29 protein-coding genes and 1 pseudogene are annotated in these 23,285 nt (G+C 46.1%); 17 read left to right on the top strand and 13 right to left on the bottom strand.

Features of this window, described 5'->3' with window-relative positions; translation table 11 throughout:
• Positions 1-95 precede the first annotated feature (95 nt).
• The 13 genes from HF992_RS02615 to HF992_RS02555 all read left to right on the top strand — a co-directional run bounded on the left by HF992_RS02615 (position 96) and on the right by HF992_RS02555 (position 9,457).
• A complete protein-coding gene (locus HF992_RS02615; protein WP_168548504.1) occupies positions 96-1,352 on the top strand; it encodes a diaminopimelate decarboxylase in 1,257 nt (418 codons plus the stop codon).
• A 13-nt stretch (positions 1,353-1,365) separates the two neighbouring features.
• The gene (locus HF992_RS02610) at positions 1,366-2,400 is read left to right on the top strand and encodes an oxidoreductase (RefSeq protein ID WP_168548503.1); all 1,035 of its coding nucleotides are present in this window, start codon (positions 1,366-1,368) and stop codon (positions 2,398-2,400) included.
• A gap of 155 nt (positions 2,401-2,555) precedes the next feature.
• Positions 2,556-2,792: a YneF family protein gene (locus HF992_RS02605; protein ID WP_168548502.1), complete on the top strand. Its 237-nt coding sequence runs from the start codon at positions 2,556-2,558 to the stop codon at positions 2,790-2,792.
• Positions 2,793-2,839: 47 nt separating this feature from the next.
• Positions 2,840-3,634, top strand: a complete 795-nt coding sequence (racE, locus tag HF992_RS02600; protein WP_168548501.1) for a glutamate racemase — start codon at positions 2,840-2,842, stop codon at positions 3,632-3,634.
• The gene (locus HF992_RS02595) at positions 3,631-4,596 is read left to right on the top strand and encodes a nucleoside-triphosphate diphosphatase (RefSeq protein ID WP_168548500.1); all 966 of its coding nucleotides are present in this window, start codon (positions 3,631-3,633) and stop codon (positions 4,594-4,596) included. Before racE ends, HF992_RS02595 begins: the two co-directional genes overlap by 4 nt.
• Positions 4,590-5,105, top strand: a complete 516-nt coding sequence (locus HF992_RS02590) for a metallophosphoesterase (protein WP_168548499.1) — start codon at positions 4,590-4,592, stop codon at positions 5,103-5,105. The genes HF992_RS02595 and HF992_RS02590 overlap by 7 nt, the downstream gene beginning before the upstream one ends.
• The gene (cbpB, locus tag HF992_RS02585) at positions 5,102-5,572 is read left to right on the top strand and encodes a cyclic-di-AMP-binding protein CbpB (RefSeq protein ID WP_168548498.1); all 471 of its coding nucleotides are present in this window, start codon (positions 5,102-5,104) and stop codon (positions 5,570-5,572) included. Before HF992_RS02590 ends, cbpB begins: the two co-directional genes overlap by 4 nt.
• On the top strand, positions 5,559-6,296 hold the full coding sequence (gene xerD / locus HF992_RS02580; protein ID WP_246201214.1) for a site-specific tyrosine recombinase XerD: 738 nt from the start codon (positions 5,559-5,561) through the stop codon (positions 6,294-6,296). The genes cbpB and xerD overlap by 14 nt, the downstream gene beginning before the upstream one ends.
• A 48-nt stretch (positions 6,297-6,344) precedes the next feature.
• Positions 6,345-7,064: a segregation/condensation protein A gene (locus tag HF992_RS02575; RefSeq protein WP_168548496.1), complete on the top strand. Its 720-nt coding sequence runs from the start codon at positions 6,345-6,347 to the stop codon at positions 7,062-7,064.
• A complete protein-coding gene (gene scpB / locus HF992_RS02570; RefSeq protein ID WP_168548495.1) occupies positions 7,048-7,617 on the top strand; it encodes an SMC-Scp complex subunit ScpB in 570 nt (189 codons plus the stop codon). The genes HF992_RS02575 and scpB overlap by 17 nt, the downstream gene beginning before the upstream one ends.
• Positions 7,618-7,661: 44 nt before the next feature.
• Positions 7,662-8,387 (top strand): pseudouridine synthase, encoded by a 726-nt coding sequence (locus HF992_RS02565; RefSeq protein WP_168548494.1) that lies wholly within the window; start codon positions 7,662-7,664, stop codon positions 8,385-8,387.
• Entirely contained in the window at positions 8,384-8,680 is a 297-nt protein-coding gene (gene yidD, locus HF992_RS02560; RefSeq protein ID WP_168548493.1) for a membrane protein insertion efficiency factor YidD, read from the top strand. Before HF992_RS02565 ends, yidD begins: the two co-directional genes overlap by 4 nt.
• Positions 8,681-8,950: 270 nt before the next feature.
• Positions 8,951-9,457 carry a tRNA (cytidine(34)-2'-O)-methyltransferase gene (locus HF992_RS02555; protein ID WP_168548492.1) on the top strand — a complete coding sequence of 169 codons (507 nt, stop codon included), beginning with the start codon at positions 8,951-8,953 and terminating at the stop codon, positions 9,455-9,457.
• Positions 9,458-9,533: 76 nt separating this feature from the next.
• On the opposite strand, the gene HF992_RS02550 is transcribed toward HF992_RS02555, so the two are convergent.
• The 3 genes and pseudogenes from HF992_RS02550 to HF992_RS02540 form a co-directional block, all read right to left on the bottom strand.
• Positions 9,534-9,716, bottom strand: coding sequence for a hypothetical protein (locus HF992_RS02550; RefSeq protein ID WP_168548491.1), 183 nt, complete (start codon positions 9,714-9,716; stop codon positions 9,534-9,536).
• Between the two features lie 183 nt (positions 9,717-9,899).
• A pseudogene (locus HF992_RS12280) lies at positions 9,900-9,989 on the bottom strand (SAM-dependent methyltransferase); the annotation flags it as partial.
• A gap of 57 nt (positions 9,990-10,046) precedes the next feature.
• On the bottom strand, positions 10,047-10,433 hold the full coding sequence (locus HF992_RS02540) for a polysaccharide deacetylase family protein (protein ID WP_168548490.1): 387 nt from the start codon (positions 10,431-10,433) through the stop codon (positions 10,047-10,049).
• Between HF992_RS02540 and HF992_RS02535 the strand changes: the two genes are divergently transcribed.
• Entirely contained in the window at positions 10,408-10,674 is a 267-nt protein-coding gene (locus tag HF992_RS02535) for a hypothetical protein (protein WP_168548489.1), read from the top strand. The genes HF992_RS02540 and HF992_RS02535 overlap by 26 nt on opposite strands.
• A gap of 180 nt (positions 10,675-10,854) precedes the next feature.
• Here the strand turns inward: HF992_RS02535 and HF992_RS02530 are convergent, their stop codons facing one another.
• The 5 genes from HF992_RS02530 to HF992_RS02510 all read right to left on the bottom strand — a co-directional run bounded on the left by HF992_RS02530 (position 10,855) and on the right by HF992_RS02510 (position 15,728).
• On the bottom strand, positions 10,855-12,096 hold the full coding sequence (locus HF992_RS02530) for a hypothetical protein (protein WP_168548488.1): 1,242 nt from the start codon (positions 12,094-12,096) through the stop codon (positions 10,855-10,857).
• Entirely contained in the window at positions 12,086-12,913 is an 828-nt protein-coding gene (locus HF992_RS02525) for a glycosyltransferase family 8 protein (RefSeq protein ID WP_168548487.1), read from the bottom strand. Before HF992_RS02525 ends, HF992_RS02530 begins: the two co-directional genes overlap by 11 nt.
• Before the next feature lie 178 nt (positions 12,914-13,091).
• On the bottom strand, positions 13,092-13,580 hold the full coding sequence (locus tag HF992_RS02520) for a nuclear transport factor 2 family protein (RefSeq protein WP_168548486.1): 489 nt from the start codon (positions 13,578-13,580) through the stop codon (positions 13,092-13,094).
• Between the two features lie 49 nt (positions 13,581-13,629).
• Positions 13,630-14,718 (bottom strand): SMP-30/gluconolactonase/LRE family protein, encoded by a 1,089-nt coding sequence (locus HF992_RS02515; RefSeq protein ID WP_168548485.1) that lies wholly within the window; start codon positions 14,716-14,718, stop codon positions 13,630-13,632.
• A gap of 26 nt (positions 14,719-14,744) precedes the next feature.
• A complete protein-coding gene (locus HF992_RS02510) occupies positions 14,745-15,728 on the bottom strand; it encodes an alpha/beta hydrolase fold domain-containing protein (RefSeq protein WP_168548484.1) in 984 nt (327 codons plus the stop codon).
• Positions 15,729-15,804: 76 nt separating this feature from the next.
• Here HF992_RS02510 and HF992_RS02505 point away from each other — a divergent pair, with 76 nt between their 5' ends.
• Complete coding sequence (locus tag HF992_RS02505) at positions 15,805-16,185, top strand: helix-turn-helix domain-containing protein (protein WP_168548483.1); 381 nt, start codon at positions 15,805-15,807, stop codon at positions 16,183-16,185.
• 111 nt (positions 16,186-16,296) lie between these two features.
• Here the strand turns inward: HF992_RS02505 and HF992_RS02500 are convergent, their stop codons facing one another.
• Positions 16,297-17,355 carry an alpha/beta hydrolase gene (locus HF992_RS02500; RefSeq protein WP_168548482.1) on the bottom strand — a complete coding sequence of 353 codons (1,059 nt, stop codon included), beginning with the start codon at positions 17,353-17,355 and terminating at the stop codon, positions 16,297-16,299.
• A 14-nt stretch (positions 17,356-17,369) separates the two neighbouring features.
• Positions 17,370-18,512 (bottom strand): pectin acetylesterase-family hydrolase, encoded by a 1,143-nt coding sequence (locus HF992_RS02495; RefSeq protein WP_343032941.1) that lies wholly within the window; start codon positions 18,510-18,512, stop codon positions 17,370-17,372.
• Between the two features lie 133 nt (positions 18,513-18,645).
• Here HF992_RS02495 and HF992_RS02490 point away from each other — a divergent pair, with 133 nt between their 5' ends.
• Positions 18,646-19,155, top strand: coding sequence for a TetR/AcrR family transcriptional regulator (locus HF992_RS02490; protein WP_168548481.1), 510 nt, complete (start codon positions 18,646-18,648; stop codon positions 19,153-19,155).
• A gap of 56 nt (positions 19,156-19,211) precedes the next feature.
• On the opposite strand, the gene HF992_RS02485 is transcribed toward HF992_RS02490, so the two are convergent.
• Positions 19,212-20,510 carry an alpha/beta hydrolase gene (locus tag HF992_RS02485; protein ID WP_168548480.1) on the bottom strand — a complete coding sequence of 433 codons (1,299 nt, stop codon included), beginning with the start codon at positions 20,508-20,510 and terminating at the stop codon, positions 19,212-19,214.
• A gap of 103 nt (positions 20,511-20,613) precedes the next feature.
• Here HF992_RS02485 and HF992_RS02480 point away from each other — a divergent pair, with 103 nt between their 5' ends.
• Complete coding sequence (locus tag HF992_RS02480; protein WP_343032940.1) at positions 20,614-21,147, top strand: TetR/AcrR family transcriptional regulator; 534 nt, start codon at positions 20,614-20,616, stop codon at positions 21,145-21,147.
• 697 nt (positions 21,148-21,844) lie between these two features.
• Here the strand turns inward: HF992_RS02480 and HF992_RS02475 are convergent.
• Both HF992_RS02475 and HF992_RS02470 read right to left on the bottom strand, forming a co-directional pair.
• On the bottom strand, positions 21,845-22,177 hold the full coding sequence (locus HF992_RS02475; RefSeq protein ID WP_246201213.1) for a conjugal transfer protein: 333 nt from the start codon (positions 22,175-22,177) through the stop codon (positions 21,845-21,847).
• Positions 22,178-22,310: 133 nt separating this feature from the next.
• A complete protein-coding gene (locus tag HF992_RS02470) occupies positions 22,311-23,183 on the bottom strand; it encodes a helix-turn-helix domain-containing protein (RefSeq protein WP_168548478.1) in 873 nt (290 codons plus the stop codon).
• Positions 23,184-23,285: the final 102 nt, after the last annotated feature.

Below are 23,285 nucleotides of genomic sequence, written 5' to 3'. Positions count from 1 at the left end.
AAGAGGTTTCAGTTTTAAAGCAACAAGAATTTTGGTAAAATGAAAGGTAAAATACAAGAGTATGACGACTAAATCATACTGACAAGGAGCACACGATGAAGAGACCATTTATCACTCTACAGCAAGCACAAGGATTGGCCGAGAAATTTCCAACACCTGTCCATCTCTATGATGAAAAGGGGATTCGTGAGAAGGCCAGGGCCCTCAATCAGGCTTTTTCCTGGAATAAAGGATTTAAGGAGTATTTTGCGGTTAAGGCAACACCGACGCCAGCTATCTTGAAAATTTTCCAAGAAGAGGGCTGTGGTGTCGATTGCTCTAGCTATGTGGAGCTTTTGATGAGCCAAAAGTTAGGTTTTGCTGGTCACGAAATCATGTTCTCCTCCAACAATACTCCTACTGAAGAGTATCGATTGGCAGCCGAATTAGGGGGAATTATCAATTTAGATGCTTATGAAGACTTGGCCTTTGTCAAAGCAGCATTGGATGGGCAATTGCCCCAAGTCATGTCCTGTCGCTATAACCCAGGGGGAGTATTCGCTATGGGGACAGACATCATGGACCATCCTGAAGAATCCAAGTTTGGGATGACCAAGGACCAACTGATTCAGGCCTTTAAAGAGATGAAAGATTTGGGGGTTCAAGAGTTTGGGATCCATTCCTTCCTTGCGTCTAACACGGTGACGAATGATTACTACCCTGCCCTAGCCAAACAACTCTTTGAGTTAGCTGTCGAAGTTGTGGCAGAAACAGGAGTTAACTTAACCTTCATCAATCTTTCTGGCGGTGTGGGCGTTGACTACAAACCTGAACAAACTCCTAACGATATTTTGGTCATCGGTGAGGGAGTTCGTAAGGTTTACGAGGAGATCTTGGTCCCAGCTGGTCTGGGGGAAGTGCGACTGTGTACTGAATTGGGACGCTTTATGACCGGACCTCACGGGCATATTCTCACCGAAGTGATTCATCGCAAAGACACCTACCGCACCTATGTTGGTGTGGATGCTTGCGCGGTCAATTTAATGCGCCCGGCTTTTTATGGGGCCTATCACCATATCACTAATCTATCCAATCCAGAGGGCAATATAGAGACAGTGGATGTGGTTGGTTCCCTCTGTGAGAACAATGATAAATTTGCGGTTAATCGTGAGTTGCCAGAAGCACGTATTGGAGACCTCTTAGTCATCCATGACACAGGGGCACACGGTTTTGCCATGGGTTATCAGTATAATGCTAAGTTGAGATCTGCCGAGGTTCTTTTGCAGGAAGATGGTAGTGCACGATTGATTCGTCGCGCGGAGACGCCTGAGGACTATCTGGCAACTGTTTATGGCTTTGATTTTGAGGCATAAAGGAGAATAGGTCATGAGTCAGTTGTTATCTTCCGCTAAAATTGCTGGTTTAGAGCTTAAAAATCGATTGGTAATGGCACCAATGTGTATGTATGAAGTCCATCGGCAAGATGGTCTTGTGACCCCCTTTCATAAGGTACACTACGGGGCGCGTGCTTTGGGGAATGTCGGCTTGATTATTCTCGAGGCGACTGCAGTCAGTCCAGAAGGTCGTATCACTAATCGTGATTTAGGGATATGGAATGACGCGCATACTAGCGGTTTGAAAGATTTAGTCGCTGACCTTCATCGTTTTGGTAGCAAGGTTGGTATTCAGCTGGCCCATGCTGGTCGCAAGGCTGAGGGTGTAGACCTGCCTCTGGCACCGTCGGCTCTGCCCTTCAGTAAAGCTTATGCTTGTCCGAAAGAGATGACCATCGAAGATATCCAAAAGGTCCAGGCCCAATTTGTAGCTGCGGCTCGACGTGCTCAATTAGCGGGATTTGATATGGTTGAACTCCATGCAGCTCACGGTTATTTGATCAATCAATTCTTATCTCCGTTGACCAATGACCGCAAGGACCGATATGGTGGTAATCTAAAAAATCGGTTTCGCTTTTTAAAGGAGTTGCTTGAGAGCACCAAAGAGGTCTTTGAAGGGGCGATTTGGGTTCGTCTGTCCGTGAGAGCCTACGCCCCAGGTGAAAATCGTTTAGAGGATTGGATTCAGGTGAGCCAATGGTTAGAGGAACTGGGGGTATCTTGTATCGATATATCAACAGGTGGCGTTGTGGACACAAAACCAGACATTCCTCTGGTGCCAGGCTACCAAGTGCCTTATGCGTCGGCTATCAAAGAGAAGTTAACAGGCGAGACAGCAGTTGCTGTGGTGGGACTCTTGGACAATCCAGGATTGTGTGAATATCTCTTGCAGAGCCAGCAGGCTGATTTAATTTTGCAAGGCAGAGCCCTTTTACGCCAAGCTAACTGGCTAGCAGATGCTGCGAAAGTTCTTGGAGATAGGGATTACCAGCCTTATAATTCTTCCTATGCTAGGGGGCAGCTTTAGGCAAGTGCGACGCTAGAGGAGACAAAGTGCTTGACCTGAGATTAAGGTAGACTGGCTGGAAAAAAGGTTTTCCAAATCAAAATGCTGTTTTTAACTTTCAAAATCCTGTCATTTTTGGTATAATACAAGGGATTAAAACTTAGGAGTAGATAAACATGAGTACTGGTTTATGGATTTTAATAGTTATTCTTGCTTTTGGTGGTGGGATGTTCTTGGGTGCGTTCTTGTTGCGTAAGCAAGTGGAAAAAGACATGTTGGAACACCCGCGTTTAAATGTAGATGCCGTGCGTGCGATGATGGGCTCTATGGGGCAAAAACCTAATGAGGCCAAGGTACAGCAGGTTTATCGCCAAATTAAAAATGCTCAAAAAGAAGCCGTTAAGAAAAAATAGAGATAAACAGGGACTGGGTTTTGCCCAGTCTCTTTTGGAGATAAGAGATGGACAATAGACCCATAGGCTTTTTAGACTCAGGTGTAGGTGGCTTGACAGTGGTTCGGGAATGTTTGCGCCAACTCCCCCATGAGCGGGTTGTTTTTGTGGGAGACCAGGCCAGAGCGCCTTATGGTCCAAGGACAGCTGAACAGATTAGGGAATATACTTGGCAGATGGTTAATTTTCTCTTGACCAAGGATGTCAAGATGATTGTCTTGGCCTGTAACACAGCGACGTCTGTTGTTTGGGAAGAGGTTAAGGCGGCCTTGCCGATCCCTGTGTTGGGGGTTATTTTACCAGGAGCATCTGCTGCGATTAAGTCGACCCAGACAGGCCATGTCGGGGTTATCGGGACGCAGATGACGGTCTGCTCGGATATTTACAGGCAGAAAATTCAGAGCTTATCCCCTGAAACAGAAGTGGTCAGCCTAGCCTGTCCGAAGTTTGTTCCTTTGGTGGAGTCAAACGAGATGACATCAAGCCTGGCTAAGAAGGTTGTTTATGAGACGCTCAAGCCCTTGAAAGGCAAGGTTGATACTCTGGTTTTGGGATGCACCCATTATCCATTGTTAAGGCCTATTATTCAACACGCTATGGGACCAGAGGTTAAGTTGATTGATAGCGGAGCAGAGACAGCGCGTGATATCTCGGTCTTGCTGAATTATTTTGAAATCAATCATGACCGAAACCAGTCTTCAGGGGAACATCAATTTTACACGACAGCCAGTCCAGAAGCCTTCAAAATCATTGCAGAAGACTGGCTGGATAGACAAATTCAAGTGGAGCAGATTAGACTATGACAGAAAAAATTTACGAATACAAAGACGACCAAGATTGGTATGTGGCTAAGTTAGACGGCTTTCCGTACATTTCTTCTTTTTCAGGTGATGAGGTGTTCGACATGATCCGAAGGGATTTGACGGATATTTTGGACTGTGATTATGAAAATCCAGATCAGGGCTTTCAGGTTCATGTGATCCGCTATTCCTCTTCTTTTAAGTTGATCAAATTTGTTTTGGATAGCTTTAATGATGCCCATGGCCGTCATTTTCAAGTCAGCCAGCATAGAGGTGCTACTTTAGTGACAGAAGGTGAGCAATTGAGATTAGTTCATTTACCAAAGGAAGGTCTTCCTTTGAAGGAGTTTATGGGACAGACCGAGCAATTCGGTGATACTATCCTAATTGCTACCCGTAATGAAGGGAAGACCAATGAGTTTCGAGCCTTCTTTCAGAAGCTAGGCTACGGTGTGGAAAACTTAAATGCCTACCCAGACCTGCCAGAGGTCGAAGAAACAGGAACGACTTTTGAAGAAAACGCTCGACTGAAGGCGGAAACGATTGCCCAATTGACAGGAAAAATTGTCTTGGCAGATGATTCAGGCCTAAAGGTGGATGCCTTGGGTGGGCTACCAGGTGTCTGGTCTGCTAGATTTTCCGGACCTGGTGCAACGGATGAGCGAAACAATCAAAAGCTGTTGCATGAGCTATCCGTTGTCTTTGACCAAGAAGCACGTTCAGCCCAGTTCCACTGCACCTTAGTTCTTGCTAAACCAGGTAAGGAAAGCTTGGTTGTTGAAGCGGATTGGCCTGGTTTTATCGCCTATGATATGAAAGGCGAGCATGGCTTTGGTTATGATCCACTCTTTATCGTGGCAGATACAGGGCGTAGGGCGGCTGAATTAAACACCGAAGAAAAAAATAGTCAATCCCATCGCGCCTTGGCCTTGAAGAAACTTTTGGAGGTCTTTCCAACATGGTAAGTCGTATTGTTGTGCTTAGTGATTCCCACGGTGATCGCACCATTGTTCAGGAGATCAAACAGCGCTACCAAGGACAAGTAGCGGCTATTTTTCACAATGGTGATTCCGAACTAGAAGCGAGCGATAGCCTTTGGGATGGCATTCATGTAGTCAAAGGCAATTGTGATTGGTCTGATTTTCCAGAACGGTTGCTAACCTCCATTGATGGTGTGAAAATTGCTCAGACCCACGGGCATCTTCAGGGAATTAATTTTGGCTGGAGTCGATTAGATTACTGGGCAGAAGAGGTGGCAGCAGACCTTTGCCTTTATGGACATCTTCACGTCCCTGCTGCTGAGGTTAGGGGCAACTGTCTCTTTTTCAATCCTGGCTCTATCAGTCAGCCTAGAGGGATGGTGAAAGAATGCCTCTATGCTAGGATTGATATTTATCCAGATCGCTATGAAATTGCCTATTTGAACCGTGAACATACCGTCTATACCCCACTAACAAGGACAATAAACCGATGATTCATCCACTTTTTAAAGAATTTTTACGATCCCACGAAGAAACGTTTTTAACGCCAGCGGAAAATTTAGCCGTTCTCATTGATACCCATAATATGGACCATGCCAAGCTTTTGTTGTCGCATATGACCTATTCCCGTGTTCCCGTGGTAACTCAGGAGGGAAAATTTGTTGGGACCATTGGCTTGACAGAGATTATTCGCTATCAGGTAGAACATGGTTTGACAGAAGAGCAACTCAATCGGGATATCTGCAGTATCGTAAAGACAGATGTCCGTTATGTCAGTGATTTTTACAGCTTGACGCAAGTGATGAGTGAGTTGATTGAACAGTCCTTCTTGCCAGTGGTTGATAAGGATGGTTACTTCAAAGGGATTATCACTCGGAAAGCGATTTTGAAGGCTATTAATAGCCTCTTGCATCATTTTGGTCAATCGCATGAGATTGAGGAAAAAGATGACAGTCATTGATGATTTTCTAAAGCATAAGCGCTTGTCAGCTAATTCCCTGTCAGCTTATCGCTATGATTTAGAGCAGTTTCGACAGGTAGTGGCTGGCGATATTGATATTACTACCCTAGCCCAGTATCAACAGTTTCTGAGAAACTTAAAGCCTAGTGCGCAAAAGCGTAAGATATCAGCAGTCAATCAATTCCTCTATTATCTCTATGATTCTGGACATTTAAAAACCTACCACAGGTTATCAGGTTTATCGCAGCCGATCTTAGAGGAGAAAGCGCTAGTAGAGCAACTTGATTTTTCGCAACTATGGTTGGAGACCCCTTACCAGAAGGGGCAGGTGTTGGCTTTATTGATTTTGACCTTGGGCTTATTGCCGAGTGAGATCTTGGCTCTGGAAGCTAAAGATTTGAATCTGGAGTACGGTGTTTTGGCCATTACAAAGGCAGAGCATAAGCGTGTGCTGAAGGTGCCAGACTCTCTCTTCCCTTATTTAGAAGGCCTGAATCCGGAAGGGTTTCTATTTGGGAAAGGCTCAAAACCATACTCGCGGCAATGGTTTTTCACTCGCTTCCGTGAATTTATGTCAAGTGTAGGTTATGGAGAGGTGACTGCCCAAAAATTAAGAGAGCAGTATATTGTGCGGCAAGTAGCTTCCGGAGAGTCTCTGACGGATATTGCTAAGGCATTGGGGCTTAAGACGGTGGCTAGTCTGGCAAAATACCAGTCCATCTAAAAAATAAGCAGTTAACTGCGGCAAAGCGGAGACGCTTGGTAAGAAGAAATGGATATAAAGATTAAAGATTTTGAGGGTCCATTGGACCTCCTCCTCCATCTGGTCTCCAAATATCAGGTGGATATCTACGATGTACCAATTACTGAGGTTATTGAACAATATTTGGCCTATATTGCGACCCTACAGGCGATGCGCTTAGAGGTGGCTGGTGACTATATGCTCATGGCTAGTCAATTGATGTTGATTAAGAGCCGAAAGTTGCTGCCCAAGGTGGTGGCGGAGCAGGAGGTCAACGATGATCCTGAGTTGGACTTGCTCAACCAGCTGGAAGAATACCGTAAGTTTAAACTGTTAAGTCAAAAATTATCAGAGCAACACGACTTGCGAGCCCAGCATTTTTCAAAACCAAGACAGGAGTTGATTTTTGAAGAGGTTAGCCTGAAGCGAGATAAGACTAGCATTGACCTTTTCTTAGCTTTTTCTCAGATTATGGCGCAAAAAAAGGAAAGTTTTAAGCAAAATCATGCGACCATTGAAGCTGATGATTATAAAATTGAGGATATGATGGCCTATATTGAAAGGCAGTTTTCAGATACTCGGACGCTCTGTTTACAGCAGTTGTTTCAAGCTAGCCAGTCCATGAGTGAGTTGATCACGATGTTCTTAGCGACCTTGGAATTGGTTAAAATTCAAGTGTTGACGGTCGTTCAAGAGGAAAATTTTAGTCAGATTTATTTGCAAAAGGAGACATATGAGCCGACTAGCTGAAATTGAAGCCTTGCTCTTTGTAGCGGGAGAAGAAGGACTGAGCTTGCGCCAGATGGCAGAAGTGTTAGAATTACCAGCTACAGGTCTTACCCAATCATTGGAAAGGTTAATCGAGAAATACGATAAGGACACAGAATCGTCCTTAATGGTGCTCCAATCCTCTAACAGATACCGTTTGGTGACTAAGGAAGAGCATGCGGAACTTCTGCAGCGCTACTCCAGAACACCTATTAATCAGAGTATGTCTCGTGCTCTCTTAGAAACCCTGTCTATCGTAGCTTACAAACAACCGATAACCAGACTTGAGGTGGATGAGATTCGTGGCGTCAATTCTAGCGCAGCCATGGCTAAGCTCGTGACCTTTGAGTTGATCGAAGCAATTGGACACAAGGAAGTCATCGGTCGTCCAAGGCTTTATGCGACAACACCAGGCTTCTTAGATTTTATCGGAATCAATAGTCTAGAAGAATTGCCGGAAGTGACAGATTTGGATCTAACTCAGGAAGAAAGCCAACTGTTTGGTGGGCAGGCGCTCCTGTCAGATGAGGAGTAACTGGGTTGCTACCGTCTTTAGAAAATAGAAATAAAGGGAAAAACATGCGTATCAATAAATTTATTGCCCATGCTGGAGTGGCCAGTCGTCGTAAGGCAGAAGAGCTGATTAAACAGGGATTAGTGACAGTGAATGGACAAGTGGTTCGTGAGCTAGCCACTACCATTAAATCAGGAGATCTTGTTGAAGTAGAGGGCATTCCTGTCTATAACGAGGAAAAAGTTTACTACTTGCTGAATAAACCTCGAGGGGTGATTTCCTCTGTATCAGACGATAAGGGACGTAAGACGGTTATTGATCTTCTGCCTCAGGTCAAGGAGCGGATTTACCCAGTTGGCCGTTTAGACTGGGATACATCTGGTGTGCTTATTTTGACCAATGATGGGGATTTTACAGATGAGATGATCCATCCAAGAAACGAGATTGACAAGGTCTACATTGCCCGGGTAAAGGGGATTGCTACCAAGGAGATTCTGCGTCCCTTGACGCGTGGCGTGGTGATTGATGGGAAAAAGACCAAGCCAGCGGTCTATGATATTTTAAAAGTTGATCCAGCTAAGGGGCGTTCAATAGTCCAGTTAACCATTCATGAGGGCCGTAACCATCAGGTGAAAAAGATGTTTGAGGCAGTAGGGCTTCTGGTGGACAAGCTTTCTAGAACTCAGTTTGGAAATTTGGATTTGACAGGGCTTCGTCCCGGTGAATCTCGCCGGCTCAATAAGAAAGAGGTTTCCAGACTTCATGAGTTAGCCGTTCGCAAAAGGAAATGAAAAAAGGATTAATTGCGCTGGTTCGTTTGTATCAGCGGTACTTGTCGCCACTAAGTCCACCGACTTGCCGCTTTCAACCAACTTGCTCCAACTACATGATCGAGGCAATTGAAAAGCATGGCTACAAGGGTGTTTTGATGGGAGTTGCCCGTATTTTACGGTGCCATCCCCTTAGTCACGTTGGGGACGATCCTGTTCCAGACACCTTTCGGTTGCGGCGTCAACCAGCTAAGAAGCACCTGAGCTTGACGGATAAGGACAGCGATTTTAGCGAGTCTGATAGGCTCAAATAATTATCTTGCAGTCCTTATGCTATCAAACAGTTATGGTTTTAAAACGACTTGTAAACCACTAGCCCATGTTTTTCAGAAAGCTCTCAGAAATAGCAAGAAAACAATCAAAAAACAGTCAAAACCCTTGACATTGGTAGCCAGAATGGTATACTAGACTAGAAATTGATTGGCTTACATCAAACCTGTTGTGATTTAAGTTAACCAATAGCAGACTACGCCAGTTGCTGAGCTTGACTCCGGCTGGCGTTGTTTTTATCTAAGGAGAAAGAAATGGCTCGTAATCATATTGTCCTCTTTGAACCACAAATTCCTCAGAACACGGGAAACATAGCCCGTACCTGCGCAGCAACCAATAGCCCTTTGCATATCATTCGTCCGATGGGGTTCCCGATTGATGATCGCAAGATGAAGCGGGCGGGTTTGGATTATTGGGATAAGTTGGATCTTTATTTTTATGATTCTTTAGACGATTTTTTAGAAACATGTTCTGGGCAGTTGCACTTGATTTCTAAGTTTGCTAACAAGGTCTATGCCCAAGAAACTTTTGCAGACGGCAAGGACCATTACTTTATTTTCGGAAGAGAAGACAAGGGGCTTCCTGAAGAGTTTATGCGTGCCCATCCTGAAAAGGCCTTGAGGATTCCCATGAACGATGCTCATGTCAGGAGCCTCAATGTCTCCAATACCGTCTGCATGATTGTTTACGAAGCCTTGAGGCAACAGGGATTTGCTGGACTGGAATTGACACACACCTATGAAGGGGATAAACTGAAATAAATAAACATGGGCCGAGCAGGCAATAAAAGCTTGCTCGGTCCATGTTTATGTTAGGAGTGTTTGAAGAAGTGACTATTCATCTAAAATCAGAAACGAACTTGCTGAATCCTTGTTTGTTGACGATGGTTTTTAAAACTGAACAATCTAATCCTTGTACTACTTCTTGCAGCTTGTCAATGACATCGTCAAGTGCCTTAAAGGCCTTATTTTTAAACCCACGTTTACGAATATCAGCCCAGACTTGTTCAATAGGATTCATCTCAGGCGTATAAGGAGAGGAAGGGGCTTAAAGCCAATATTGGCAGGCATCTCTAGCGTACTTGTTCTGTGTCATACAGTTTTATAATGCGTAAACGATAATCTTTTTAGGAGGTTTCAGATACTTGCTTGAGAAACGCAGTTATCCAATCGGTGTTATAACCACCAGCGATCAGCAAGAAGGATTCTTCTGTATGGCGTCAACTGCTACCGCATCCTTATCTAAAATCTCTGCTAAAAATTCGTGCGACAGATGAATTGGTCGTTGGATCATTTCCCCTCCAAATATACGGAACTGTCGATTCATTTTCCCTTATTTTTAGCTAATCTTCTAGTAGTTTAACAAAAAATCCAAAAACTCCTCAAAACTGTGGCTCTGCAAAAGACTTATCCGTGGCAACTGATAGGGATCAGACAATTCTGATGAGGGAATGCCTGTTTGACCAGTGAAGAGCAAATCTGTCTTTAAAGACTGAGCAACAGACAGGGTGTCTGCATTGTGATTGCCATAAGGGGTGGCAATGGAGGTGATGTCCTGTTTCAGGAGGTCTTCAAGTTTATTTTTAGCTGTTAGAAGCTCCTGATCTTGTTCTGACAAGCTTAACTGGCTGAGGTGTGGATGAGTCTTGCTATGGTTTTGAATGGCAAACCCTGCTTGTTCAAGTTCTAAGAGCTGAGAACTGGTCAAGTACTTGGGCTGGTCAATCCAGTCCTCCATTTCAGGCGTGGCGGACACTCAGTTTGAGGCTATCATTGGCTATGAGTTGATTGTGGCGGAAAATGGCAGAGCAGATCAGGCGGATTTGGACAGCCTACAGACTGCCCTGACCAGTTCAGCAGTGGCGGGCAGCCTAGCTCTTGCTTACCACAGCCTGACCGAGAAGGTCAGCGGGACAGACTCAGACCAAACCATCAGCCTTTTGATCGCAGATGGTCAGGCACAAGCTGCGGCAGGTTGACATGCTGGAAGCCCTCAAATCAGTTGACTAAGTCGTTGGTTGAAAAGCGGCCTGCTCACAGAGTGTTGGCAATCAGAAATTGAAGTCTAAAAAACAGAAGTCCGATAAAGAGGCTTCTGTTTTTTGATATAGAAAATAAGGTTTGTCCAGCGCCAGCTATTTTTCCAAAAAAGAATCAGACTAAGGGGTCTGCCGACCCAGGACCATCTTGCTGACCACCCGGCTATGGGGATTGGCAAACTCCTTGTCCAGATAGGCCTGGTAGGCCCCAGGCGTCAGGATACCACTATTGGTCACGATATCCAGTCCAGCGTCCGCCACGACCCGGTCCACCAGCTGAACGCAGTTGGTGGTCATGACAAAGTAGGTCTTAAAAGTTCCCTGCCTAAACTTATAGGCACGCGCCCCATAGTGCGCCACCATGCCTCCCAGATAGGAGGCTTTTTGCTTGTCGCTTTTTAGGGCAAATGGCTGAGCTTCTGACAGGAGTTGGGTCAGGTTAGCCTTGACTTTGGCCTTCTCCTCGGGCGTCAAGACCAGACCGTAGCCAAAGACAGCCCGCCAATCATCCGCCTTAAGGCTGGCTTGATAGTTCTCGGCTGGCATGGTCATGAGGACCCCATCACCGACAGCCTCAAAGAGCTTGGTGCTGTCCACATCGTGGTTGCCGTAGCTGTAACTGATTCCGTCAAAGACAAGGTCCACATGGCCCATCATTTCAAAACCCCGTCTGGCTGTATGGATCCAGATTTCCAGATCAGGAGCCTGGGTCTTGTCTCCTAAAAAGAGGGCCTGGCTTCTCTCCTTGTTGAGGTAGCTGTTGACCTTATTGAGGGCAGAGACAGGGATAAAGCCTGTCAGAATGATGGGCAGACCGATTCGCTTACGGCGAACCTTGAGCGACACCTTGCCAAGGTCGAACTCCACCCCATCCCTCAAGTTGGTCAGCCCAAGAAAAAGAAGGTAGAGGCCCAAGAACCAGTACAAGGTGGGCAGGTAGTCTTGGGCATAGAAGAGGACGAGACCAGCAAACACCACATGGACCAGCCCATCAATCAGGGCCAGGTAGCGACCAGGTAAGCCATTGGCAAAGGCCAGGCCGCTATGGATGAGGAGGAAAGTCCCTAGGATGCCCTGATAGAGACCTATGGCCAAGCCCAAAAGTCCTGCTGGCAAGAGGGGTGTGCTGAGAAAGAGCAGGCCAATTCCCAGATGGAGCAAAAGTCGCCCCAGAGACCAGCTGGCTTTCTGACCCAATAAACGCAGGCCAGCCAGCACTCCCTGCCCCAAAATCAAGAGACCCGCCATTTGAAAAATGACCATGGAAAACCGGGTCTGAAAGTGGAGAAAACCTAGCCCTAGGCCCATCAAGACCAGGCCGGTCATGTAGTAAATCCTAGACGTCCATTTTTTAGTTGGCATCTGTCACCTCCCGGTCCATCAGGACCTCATAGTGTTTATACAGACCAGCAAAGTTACCTCGATAGCTGGACTTCCAGGGCTTGTCTCGACCGCAGAAATGCAGGATGACCGTGTGCCGCATGACCCAGTCCAAATCCAGTTCACCGCCACTTTTGAGCTTGTAAAAGGGCAGGTAGCGGGTATCCAGATTGTAAATTTGGTCTGGAATTAGGGTAATCTGATGGCCGTAGAGGGCATTGAGGACATCCTGGTCAGGTAGGAAGAGGACGGGACCTTTTTCCTCGATATAGGCTATGATGGCCTCCCGTTTAACGGTTTTTCGAATGGCGGCCAGGTTCATGAGCAAGAGCCCTGAATTGACATAGCTGGTGGCCTCATAGTTGCCCAGACGGAGCTTGTTGACGGCTTCGTTGACTACCGAATCCTCGACGTGGCTGGCTGCTGCATACAGTTGCTCTCCCAGATCCATGTCATAGAGGGGAGCCAGGTCATTGATGCAGAGCATGTCCGCATCCAGGTAGAGGATTTTATCCAGGTCAGCTGGCAGGTACTCGTGGGCCAGGAGTCGGTAATAGATGGTTTCAGGGTAGCGGTCGGTGGTTGGGGCTGTTTCAAAGGCTTTTTCTCCGATAAGGATAGGGTGGTAGGTGGCACCCAAGCTCTGACAGAACTGGCTGATGGCCTCGTGGGCAGCCAGCCGAGTCTTTTGCAGGACATAGACCTGGACATCGCGACTGCTGCTGTTTTTAATCAGGGAATAAAGGGTAACTTGAAACTGACGAACGTAGCCGTCATCAATGGAAAAGAGGAGGTTCATGGGGTTCCTTTCAAATTTTTTTGATCAGTATAACAAAATAGGTGGAGGCTGGCAAGTTCTCGCTAGAAAAGCCAAAAACCCTCCGAACAGGGAGGGAAGGCTATCAGCGCCAGCTATTGACCCAAAAGAAAGGGGCTGGGGTGGACATTCTAGCGGTTGGGAAGTTTTGTGACCGTCCTTATTTGACCTGTTGACCTGTGAAGATGGCTTCCAGTTTGCGGAACCATTTGCTGCCCCGTTTTGGTACAGGTAGGAGTTGTTCGTAGAGGTCCAGCATGTTGAAGCAGCAACGGCCAGCGCTGAATTTTTCCTGCTCTAAATCAACCGTGTAAAAGCTGGCAAATTCCCACTGGGCGGTAGGGCCTGTAAATTTCCGGCGGCTCTTTCGTGATGAAGTAGCTCGGACCAAAAAGGCAACGGTCACGCCGTCAATGCCGATGGCGGGCTCTTTAATCAGCTCAAACTTGAGGTCAGGCCAGGTGTTGTACATGTTTTGCAAGAAGGCTTCTGCCTCGTCAATGCCTCGAATTAAATCCACAGCCCCGTCATCTTGGAGGACAAAATCCTCAGTATAAAATTCTCTGGCCATAGAGGCGTCACGTTTTTCCATGCCCTTGTAATAGCGTTCTGCCAGCCATAGGGCTTTTTCAGGTGTTAATTTTTCCATAATTGTTCCTCTTTCTAGTTTCTATAAGTTTCGTGTTGTGATGGTGAAGTTATTTGGCATCAGGGACCACCATAATCCGCTGGGCTCTGAAGGAGGATACCCAGAGGTCGTCTCCAACATAGAGAGCCGTTGTTCCGCCACCGAAGGCTCGAAATGTCGGTAAATCCAAGACCTCTGTTACTATCATAGTGTCAGGGTCCAGCTCCGCCACAGCTGTATCGGATGGCGACACCCCAATATCCGTTCCATTGGTCAAGAGGACCACGGTCAGAATATGGGTGTCCTGGCCCGTTACCAACAAGCTCCCATCGCTACTGTATCGGATGTTATCTGGCAAGAAGGAGACAGGGACAGTCACTGGCTTGGCCGTGTCATCGACCAGGCTAATCCTAGTGACGGTCTTATCCGAATAGCCATTGATAAAGGCCCATTTTTCATCAGGAGAGACGGCGATGCCGTTGTTGCCAGCCAATCGGGCCTGGGGCAGCTCCTGATAACCAGCCTCGGCGGTCCATTTATAGACAGTGCCGGTAGCTTTCCCAGCCAGAAAATCGGTGAAGGTGCCAGCATCAGTCTCTATCATGGGGATGGTCACCAGAAAACCATCTGACAAGGGAGCAACAGAATTGCCCACCATGCCATCAGGTGTCGGTACCGAGCCCTTCCAGCTAATCTGCGGCTTATCACCTGCTATGGACAAGTCAAACACCTCAACGGATTCTCGGCCGCCATGATTGACGGCATAGATTTCAAAGCTGGTGTCATCGAGCTGCTTCATGGCGATGCCGTGAGCGGAAAAGAGCTCAGGCTCTTTGATGGTTTCGTAGCCTGCCACAGGGGCAGCTGAGAAATCAATCTCAGCCTCCTCCCAGGTCATGGTCTTAGCATCAATCAGATAGAGACCGCCCTTTTCCCAGCTCTTGTCACCAAGGTTACCTGTCAGGACCCACTGGCTGTCGCCCAGCTGGACCATGTCTTCGGCATTATTGAGGCCTTGAATGGAGGCTAAGCCCTCGGGATCCTCAGTTTGGTGGCCTGTCGAATAGTAGAGGTAGCTGCCTCCAAACCCGATGGCAAGAAGGGCCATCAGGCTGAGGAGGGTCGCTAGTAGTCGTTTTCTAAATTTCTGTTTTGTCATTCTATCCTCGCTTAACTAGCCGTTTCTTACTGCTGGATAATATCCACGATCTGCTCCTGGGCTTCCTTGGCTTCAGGGATGGGGTAGATGGCATAGACGTGGTTCATCTTGTCAGCTTCAATATAGTTGTGGTCTATCCCTTGCTGGGTCAGGAGGTTATGGAGTTTTTGGTTGTCTGGCAGGAAAATCTCGTGGGTACCGACAAATATGGAAATCTTACCTAAACCGTCAAAGTCACCGTAAATGGGGCTGACATAGGTATTGTCCATGTTAGCTCTGCCATTGGCCCAAAGCTCACCATCCCGGTTAAGGCCCCAGGCCGACAACATGGGGTCAACTGCCTCGTAGTTTGCCACCTCTGGGTTGTCGGTCGCTACATCCAACCAAGGCGAGAGGAGGATGATGTCCTTTGGTTGCGGGAGCTCGTGGTCGCGGGCGTACATGACAAAGCCCAAGCTAAAGCCGCCACCGGCTGAGTCACCCATGAGGGTGATGTTGCGAGGGTTAGACGTTTGGGCTAGAACCTGCTTGTAGAGGGTCTCCATCTTGGGGAAGGCGTCCTCATAGGTGTAGGCAGGCGCCTTGGGGTAGATGGGGAAGACCACCTTGGCATCCAAGGCTTTCGAGAGGTTATCCAGGGCTGAAAAATGCTGAGGGGTCGGTTGTGCCACATAGGCACCACCGTGGATGTAAAAGAGCACCTTTTGGTTGGAGTCTTGTTTGTCGTTCCAGGTGAAGACCTGCATGCCGTCCACCGTGGTTTCCGTCACCTCTTGGGAAAGCTTGGGTTTGGCAAAAGGCTGGTCGCTGATGGCCTGCTGCTCAGCCAGAAAGGCTTCAAATTGGTCTTCTGGTTGCTCCTGTAGCCCCTTCTTGGTGCCGTTTAGCCAAAAGTAGCGTTCTACCACCCAGCTGGCTAAGGACCGTTGGTCGATGAGGCGGGCATAGCCCCATAGCAGAGCTGTGATGGTGAGCAGGATCAGGCCTGCTCGTTTCAGGTGTTTTTTCATGGTTTTTCTCCTTCTTGTGTTTTAGACTTTTTTAGTATAAACTATGAAGTAACTTTATAGTCAAGGAGAAAGTTCCATGAACAGCAAAGAATTTGTCGCCCGTAGTGGTCTTGCCATTTCTACCGTCCGTTATTATGAAAAAATTGGCCTCCTGCCAGCTCCTGTCCGTGGAGATAACAACTACCGTTCCTATGAAGACAGGCACCTCATCCTTGCCCGCTTTATCAAGGACATGACCCTAAGTGGTTTTTCCCTCAAGGACATCGGGGTCTTTTTAGAGGACTTGCGACAAAAACAAGACCTGACCGATGTGGCCAAGGCCAACCTCCGTGACCGCTTGGTGGAAATTGACCAGCAGATTGCGCAACTGGGTCAGCTCAAGACCTTCTTGTCTGCTTTACTCGAATCCCAGAGTGAATTAGTTTCTCAACTGGCAGAGTTACAGGATCAGTTGTAGGCTACTAGCGTTGAACGCTTGACGTCAGGGAAAACAAAAACAGCTGTTCTCAAGCTCAGGCTAGCTAAAGGAGCAGCTGTTTTATGATTGGTTAGAGAAGCCACATAAACACTATGGTTGGCTGATAAAGTCTAAAATCGTCTCATAAGCAGCCTGAGCTGCTCCTGTTTTATCGTATTTAAGGTTGGACAGGTAGCCATGGGCAGTTAAGCCGTAGGTTTCCTCGTCCGTGTGAAAGTAGGTATTGGTGACATCCAGTTGACTAAGCTTATCACTAAAGGCTCTCATATCTTCTGGGAATCCGTCAGCTGTGCCTGCCAGCATGATTGAAGGTGGGTAGTCAGCGGTCAGATAGGGGATGGGATTGTATGACTGGAGCAATTCTTTCTGTTGCCACAAGAGGTTATCATCCAGATAATTTGATATCATCAGGTCCAGTGCCAGATTGCCGCTTGGGATTTGAAAGGGGGCATCATCAATGACCGTGGCTTGGACTTGAGAGCTGGTGAGTTTTGGGTCTTGGGTCAAAGGATAGAGGGCTCGGTAGTCAGGGTTTGACAAGATGGCGCCGTACTGACCAACCATGATAGCGCCAGCCGATTGCCCAAAGAAAATCACCCGATCCATGTTTAGGCCTAGCTCTGTTTGATGGTCCACCAAATAGTTGACCGCCTCGTTCATCTGTACAATGGGGTCTGGGAAATGGTAGTCAGGCACCAGCACATAGTTGATGTTGACCAAATTGTAGCCCTCCTGGACCAGCCGATCAAAGAGGTAACTACTATCGTTGTTGACAGCTAAGGGGTCGCCCATAGCCTTATCGCCACCGAAAAATCCCCCACCATGGAAATAGATAATAGTTGGCCTATCAACATTGGTATCCTCAGACGGATAGGAAATGTCTAAAAACGAGTTGGGGTAGGTGCTGCCATAGTCGATATCATTGCGGTAATAAATCCCATTTTCCTTGACGTGTTGTGAAGGGGGATTGAGCGGTTCTGTCGGATTAATGGGGTTGCCCTTGGGATACAAGGCTGACTGGATGACGCTTATAGCCAGTTGGGGTTTGAGAGCAATAGCTCCCGCTAGGAGGCTAAAAAGTCCAATCAGACTTGCTAGGATAAGACCTAAAATCTTCCAGAGTCGTTTTGACTGTTTCTGCTGTGCCATTAGGGAAGTCCTTTCTACTTGTCCAATAAGTCTAAGCCATAGCTTTTGACATCTCCATTAACTGCTTCAGCCATCCAGTCGGCAATGCTTTTGTCATCTGTCATGGGTGTGAAAAAGGTTTTATAGTTGATGGTAGTGTGTTGAGTAGCTGTTGTCTTGTCATCTTGACCGTGGTCCCAAATATAGATACCAACGCCGTCAATACGGCTTTGTAGGCTCTCAACCATGGCTTTCAGCTCGGCTTGAAACTGCTGGCTAGTCTCAGGTGTCGGGTCAGCCAGCTGTCCTTTGTCGATATAATTTTGGTATTGTTGAAGAATGCCGTCACGATAGGAGCTGTCAAAGAGGATTTTGACGGTATCCCCTCGCTTATCATGGAGTGCGACCAGGCTATCCAGGACCAGATTGTTAGACGTGAGTCGATCACTGATGTGATCTGCCGTTTGCCAAACCTTTTCGGCAATGCCCTTCCAATCCTCATGCAACAAGAGGGAGCTATCAACTGCCACAGTGACGTTTTTTGCGGTTGGAAACTGGTCAATCACATCGTCAGCAAGGAGGGATGTGGCAAAGCCTCCTGCTGAAAAGCCTGTGACCAGAAGGGTATCAGGATTGCCCATATGGGTTTTGGCTTCAGCCATCAGAGTCATCAGGTTCTGATAACCCTTATGATGGAGGATTTTTTGCCGACCGTTTTTGTCGGTGTAGGCAAATTCGCCTGTTCCAGAATGAAAATCCCCAGTGCTATAAGGTAGGGCTAAGATTGTCCAGTCCTTAAAAGGATTGTCTTCCTGGGAACTGCCAATCCCCCAAGTGGCGACAAAATCTTGGTGCTTGGTTGAGGTGGCGTAGAAGGCCTTACCAGCTGCGGCTGTTTCAGCATTGATACTGGCACCACCACCAAAGAAATAGACCATGACCTTGTTTTTGTCCTTGCCAATTCTCAATAAACCGTGGGCTGGTTGACCGGTCGAATCAACCACTCCATCAGGACTGAGGCGATACCATTTCCCCACATCAGGTGTTTCTTGTCTGAGTTCAGGTGCCGACCAGCCAAAGGTCTGTTTGTAGGTAACGAAACCAATTAAAGCAAGGCTAGCTAGGATAACTGTAAAAACTTTAAAAAATTTTTTCTTGCAGAAAGGTTGTTTGGTCACGATAATCTCCTCTTGTGGTATAATTTTAGAAACAAGTGTTTCTATTTTGCTAGTATAGCAGATGACGGGGTGGAAAACTAGTGCTAGCTCTGCTATTGCTCCAAAAGGAAACAAAAGGAAGGAAGTGTTTCGCATGGACAAGGTTAAGCGGCAGGAATCGCTGTTTGTGGAGAGCGTGATTGGGGCGATGTGGGATTTGCTAGCGGTTAAGCCCTTTGAGAAGATTAGCGTGTCCGAACTGGTGGCACGGGCTGGTGTGGGGCGAGTGACCTTTTACCGTAATTTTACCAGTAAGGAGGAGGTGCTGGTCCGCTCCCTCCATCATGAGATGCAGGTTTGGTTGGCGAGGCGGGAGATGGATTTTTCGGATTGGTCGGACGCCCATTTGATGCTGGCCCTGCGGCAGTTTTTTGATTTTTGGTATGGGCAGCAGGAGCCGATTCGCTTGCTCATGGCCAATCGCTTGGACTACTTGTTGGAAGAAGAATTAAATCGGTATTTTCAAGAACGGCTAGGGCATCTGACGGATGATTTTCACCTGCAATTTATTGTCGGTGGCTTTTTCAGGGTCCTACGGACCTGGGTGGCCAAGGGTTGTCAGGAGAGTCCTGATGAGATTATGGCATTACTGAAAAATGGATAAGATTACAGATTTAAAAAAGACGAGCAACACTGCCCGTCTTTTATTCTCTTTTTCTACTAATCCGCCAAAATCTTTTCCAAAAAGGTTAAATGCTTGGCATAGACCTCTTGAGCGTAAGGGTTTTTAATGTCCAGTTCAAAGATGTGGTGGAGTTCGATGTCTTTTTTGTCGTAAAACTGGCTCTCAACCGTCACTCCAAGGGCTTTCAAGCGGTCAACCAGCGCCAGATTGGCTGTGGTGAAACTGCCTGTGTTGCCATCGCTGATAAAGCTGGCTGGAAAGTGAGCATCCACATGCTTGACGATTGAGGCTTCTTCGGCAATAGCTGCCTGCTCCACATCCAGCACTTGGAAGTAGGAACGGGGGACAGGGGCGATAAACCAATCCAGAACAGGCTCCCCCATCCGCATGCCTAGCTGAATATCCGACCACGCGCTAACGCCGATATAGGCTTTGGGAATGACTTGGGATTTGGGCGTAAAGTCAATGGCTTTGGCATAGTCTTTATTGGTCAAGACAAGGGCTAACTGTCCTGCCAGTTGCCCACCAGCTGAATCGCCTGACAAGATGATGCTATCGGGATCAATACCGTAGGTGGTCGCCTGTGCGACGACATCAGCCAGTGCTTGGTCGACTTGTGTGAGGCCGTCAGGGTAGCGAGCAGCGGGTGAGAGCTGGTAGTTGACATTGACCACGTTGTAGCCATCCTTGACATAGCGAAAGAGGTAATCCTCACGGTTCCACTTGTCGCCAGCAGCGTAGCCGCCACCGTGGATGTAGACCAGCGTTCCCTTAGCTTGTGGTGTGGTGTAAATGTCCATGGTGTTATTGAGCAGATGAGAGGGATAGGTTAGGTTGTAGTAGTTGATTCTGCCTTCTGATAGCTCTTCGGTGCGCTGGAGGTTGGCTTCTTTTGGGGGTGTTTTTTCGCTGAACAATAGCGGAGCTTGGCGGGTCATGAAGTCTGGGTTGATAACATTGTAGGTCAAAAAGAGGTGACCAACCACAAGACCTAGCAGAGCAAGGCTAGCTAAACCACGTCTGACCTTGCCCCAAACGGTCTGAGGAGCTCTGCCATTTTTCAAAAGATGAGAGAGGACAAGGCTCAGGCCTGTCACGCCTGTCAAGGTCGCTGCCAGCATGGCGAGCGAGTAGCGGTCGCTCCACCAACCGATGACCAGAGCAAGGGAACTTGCTAGGCTGAATCCTTTTTGCCAGAGGGCTCGGCTACGCAGGAAGCGGTAGGTGAGGAGGGCTAGCAGGATTGGAACGATAGTCGCAGGCTGGTGGAAGAGGACATACAGCCCGAGGCTGAGGGTGAGGATGAGGCTGTCGATGAGGTAAAGAGGGTTCATAAGAGCGTCCTTTCTGGTTTTGACTGTACAAGTGTACCACCGATATTGTAGAATAACAAGAAAAAGCCTTTCGGCCAAGACAAATCAAAGGAGATGTGCCATCGTGACCAAGACGCTAGACTACCTCCGCCGTTCTAATGAAGAAAACCACCAGCTGACCAAGGAAGCCATCGAGACAGCTCTGTTGCTTCTCTTGGAGCAGAAACCGCTCAAGAAAATTGCCATCACCGAATTGGTCGAGCGGGCTGGGGTGGCAAGAAATTCCTTTTACCGTAACTACAGTAGCAAAGAAGATGTCCTGCGGATCATGCTCAAGGAGCGCTTTGCCCAATTAGCTAGTACCAATGTCGCTAGGTTTCAGGAGAGCAGACAAGCGGGGCTGTTGGGGCTTTTTCAGTTTATAGCGGCGGATTTCCGCTTTTATCAGTTGCTCTTGGCAGAAGGGCTACGAGAGCTACTGGAGGAAGAAGCCTACCGCTACCAGCCTATGGCTTTTGAAGAGCCTGACCAGCAGACCTACTACCGGAATCGCTTTGTGGCAGCAGGCATCACACGGGTGATTTGTGATTGGTTAGGTGAGAAGGATCCCCAGTCGCCTGAAGACATGGCAGAACTCGGCAATCAGATGCTGAAATGAGACGAGTGCTTAACTTTTTCAGAATCATCATGAAAGATACCAGCAAGTCAATTAAGTGGCCGGACTCATAGAGTTACTGAGACAAACGATTGATGGCGCAGGATTAGATAAGTTTACTTAATTTAAGATGTTGAGGAAGTCAGTGTTTCATGTGTTTAATCCGATACGCTAGGAGAGCTCACAGGTCATCGTATTGAAGGAAATCAAATGCAGTTGCGGAGTGAGAGTTAATTGCTCATTCGTTAGTAATGACGACTCAATAGTCTACTTCCCCATTAGCTAAATAACAATAAAACAGTTGCAATATTATTTTTTGCTGCAACTGTTTTGAAGTATTAAGAGAGCCACAAGTCAATCGGGAACTACTGACAGCTCAGAAATACGATAGTTAAACTACTTTTTCAAAGCAGAAAACTAGGATAAAGTAACATTTAGGGGGAAATCATTCCTGAAACAACTGAAAAGGTATTTGCAACCGATATAATTTAGCAGGGCTAAAAGATCTAATAACATCCCCGAATTAGAGAAGACTTAACTCTATTGTAGGTAAAACAAGCGATTTTTATCCAATATTCACCTCAGCTAAGCAAACCAGTAAGGAGCTAACGTATTACCTACGTACCAACTTCACAACCGCCTCGGTCCGTGCAGTATGGGGGAGTGAAATGGTCTGGGAAGAGACCATTTCAGCCCGAGCCTAGAAATGTAAAAGCGAGGGAGCTATTTGCGTACCAACTTTACAACCGCCTCGGTTCTTGGTGTCCGTGGACTGAGGAGACAATTTTTCATCATTGTTTGTATCATTACTACACAATTCTGACGAAGAATTTTCCGATTTTTTCGACTCATTTTTACGCTTATCTTTGAAATTTTTAGAATTCAAAGAAGTCTCATCTCCAGATTTATAAATAAAAGTAATCTTTGCTGGATCAATAACTCCATCATCAGATATACCTCCAATAATCACTTTCTCTACTAAACTTTCAAAGATGGCACGATCAAACTCGCTAATTAGTTGCTTAGATTTCAACAATTTTCTAAATGATTTTAAACGTTCTTTAATACCTGAATCTGTACGTAGCCTAACCTCAAGATTTACTTTTGAAGCTGATAGTTTTTCTTTATCCTTTATAATAGCATGTTTAAAAACATCGTCCTAATATTTAATCTTGAAATTTGTCTGCGATATAGTGTTCTACTGTAAGTGCCATCTCATTATTATCCTCGATATACTTATATAAAAAATATGCAGTCTCAAAGTAACTTTTAACAGTCTTTCTTTCAGAAAAATTTAGACTTAAATTTCCTAATAGCAAAAATAAATCTGCTAATAGATATGATGTGCGATACTCTTGACATAGCCTAATTGTAGCAGTTACTTGCTTAATGGCTAAGTCTATATTTTTTTGTAGCCAGTAGTATCTACTTAGATTATAGTTAAATTTTATAGAAAGTTCTAATTCCTCTATTTTATCTAAACTAAGTTTCGTTATCTGTTCATTTAAATCTTCCTTAATTCTATCAAATCTAACTAAGTTTTCCGTATCATAATAAAAATTAAATAGAGTATTTGAAATTTGTAGATAGTTAATATCTATCTTAGTAAGTGATTTCAAAATTTCCTCCAAATTTTCCATTGCTTCCTCTCTTTTTTGAAAAAAATAGAAATCAACAAGGGCACCAACCCACTCCAAATATATTTTATCTGATAGAGATAAACGATGTGACTTTCCTTTCTCAAGTTCATAAATATATTTTAAGGATTCATAATTTCTATGATTGATAAAGTTTTTAGATATTTTTTTAAACTCAATAAGTTCGACACTTTCATCTGAAATATGTTCATCAAAAAAATAATCCATACTCACATTAAGTTTTTTAGCTAACTGATATAATAATTCTGACCCCGGAGTATATTCTCCATTCTCTAATCTACTAATTTGACCTTGCTTGCATATCCCATCAGCTAATTCTTTCTGTGACAATTTCAATTCTTTTCTTCTATTTTTTATTCTAGAAGCTAGTAATATTCCCATAAATTTTCCTTCCCTAGTTCATTATAATATTTTATTTTACCACTTCAAAAAAAATATGCAAATAATAGATACATTGTTATTAAAATACAAATTATGAAAATG

It is taken from the genome of Streptococcus ovuberis, from assembly GCF_012396585.1.
Lineage (GTDB): Bacteria > Bacillota > Bacilli > Lactobacillales > Streptococcaceae > Streptococcus > Streptococcus ovuberis.
Note: the sequence above shows the minus strand (reverse complement) of the source record. Positions and strands in the feature narration are given on the sequence as shown.

Coding starts and splice junctions, on each gene's coding strand:
- HF992_RS02550 (WP_168548491.1), bottom strand. CDS start 9,716: ATGAATCCTATTGAACAAGTCTGGGCTGATATTCGTAAACGTGGGTTT.
- HF992_RS02595 (WP_168548500.1), top strand. CDS start 3,631: ATGACAGAAAAAATTTACGAATACAAAGACGACCAAGATTGGTATGTG.
- HF992_RS02510 (WP_168548484.1), bottom strand. CDS start 15,728: ATGAAAAAACACCTGAAACGAGCAGGCCTGATCCTGCTCACCATCACA.
- HF992_RS02500 (WP_168548482.1), bottom strand. CDS start 17,355: ATGGCACAGCAGAAACAGTCAAAACGACTCTGGAAGATTTTAGGTCTT.
- racE (WP_168548501.1), top strand. CDS start 2,840: ATGGACAATAGACCCATAGGCTTTTTAGACTCAGGTGTAGGTGGCTTG.
- HF992_RS02530 (WP_168548488.1), bottom strand. CDS start 12,096: ATGCCAACTAAAAAATGGACGTCTAGGATTTACTACATGACCGGCCTG.
- HF992_RS02575 (WP_168548496.1), top strand. CDS start 6,345: ATGGATATAAAGATTAAAGATTTTGAGGGTCCATTGGACCTCCTCCTC.
- HF992_RS02605 (WP_168548502.1), top strand. CDS start 2,556: ATGAGTACTGGTTTATGGATTTTAATAGTTATTCTTGCTTTTGGTGGT.
- HF992_RS02540 (WP_168548490.1), bottom strand. CDS start 10,433: ATGGAGGACTGGATTGACCAGCCCAAGTACTTGACCAGTTCTCAGCTC.
- HF992_RS02470 (WP_168548478.1), bottom strand. CDS start 23,183: ATGGGAATATTACTAGCTTCTAGAATAAAAAATAGAAGAAAAGAATTG.
- xerD (WP_246201214.1), top strand. CDS start 5,559: ATGACAGTCATTGATGATTTTCTAAAGCATAAGCGCTTGTCAGCTAAT.
- HF992_RS02490 (WP_168548481.1), top strand. CDS start 18,646: ATGGACAAGGTTAAGCGGCAGGAATCGCTGTTTGTGGAGAGCGTGATT.
- HF992_RS02505 (WP_168548483.1), top strand. CDS start 15,805: ATGAACAGCAAAGAATTTGTCGCCCGTAGTGGTCTTGCCATTTCTACC.
- HF992_RS02485 (WP_168548480.1), bottom strand. CDS start 20,510: ATGAACCCTCTTTACCTCATCGACAGCCTCATCCTCACCCTCAGCCTC.
- HF992_RS02520 (WP_168548486.1), bottom strand. CDS start 13,580: ATGGAAAAATTAACACCTGAAAAAGCCCTATGGCTGGCAGAACGCTAT.
- HF992_RS02525 (WP_168548487.1), bottom strand. CDS start 12,913: ATGAACCTCCTCTTTTCCATTGATGACGGCTACGTTCGTCAGTTTCAA.
- HF992_RS02610 (WP_168548503.1), top strand. CDS start 1,366: ATGAGTCAGTTGTTATCTTCCGCTAAAATTGCTGGTTTAGAGCTTAAA.
- HF992_RS02515 (WP_168548485.1), bottom strand. CDS start 14,718: ATGACAAAACAGAAATTTAGAAAACGACTACTAGCGACCCTCCTCAGC.
- HF992_RS02565 (WP_168548494.1), top strand. CDS start 7,662: ATGCGTATCAATAAATTTATTGCCCATGCTGGAGTGGCCAGTCGTCGT.
- HF992_RS02590 (WP_168548499.1), top strand. CDS start 4,590: ATGGTAAGTCGTATTGTTGTGCTTAGTGATTCCCACGGTGATCGCACC.
- HF992_RS02555 (WP_168548492.1), top strand. CDS start 8,951: ATGGCTCGTAATCATATTGTCCTCTTTGAACCACAAATTCCTCAGAAC.
- cbpB (WP_168548498.1), top strand. CDS start 5,102: ATGATTCATCCACTTTTTAAAGAATTTTTACGATCCCACGAAGAAACG.
- yidD (WP_168548493.1), top strand. CDS start 8,384: ATGAAAAAAGGATTAATTGCGCTGGTTCGTTTGTATCAGCGGTACTTG.
- HF992_RS02615 (WP_168548504.1), top strand. CDS start 96: ATGAAGAGACCATTTATCACTCTACAGCAAGCACAAGGATTGGCCGAG.
- scpB (WP_168548495.1), top strand. CDS start 7,048: ATGAGCCGACTAGCTGAAATTGAAGCCTTGCTCTTTGTAGCGGGAGAA.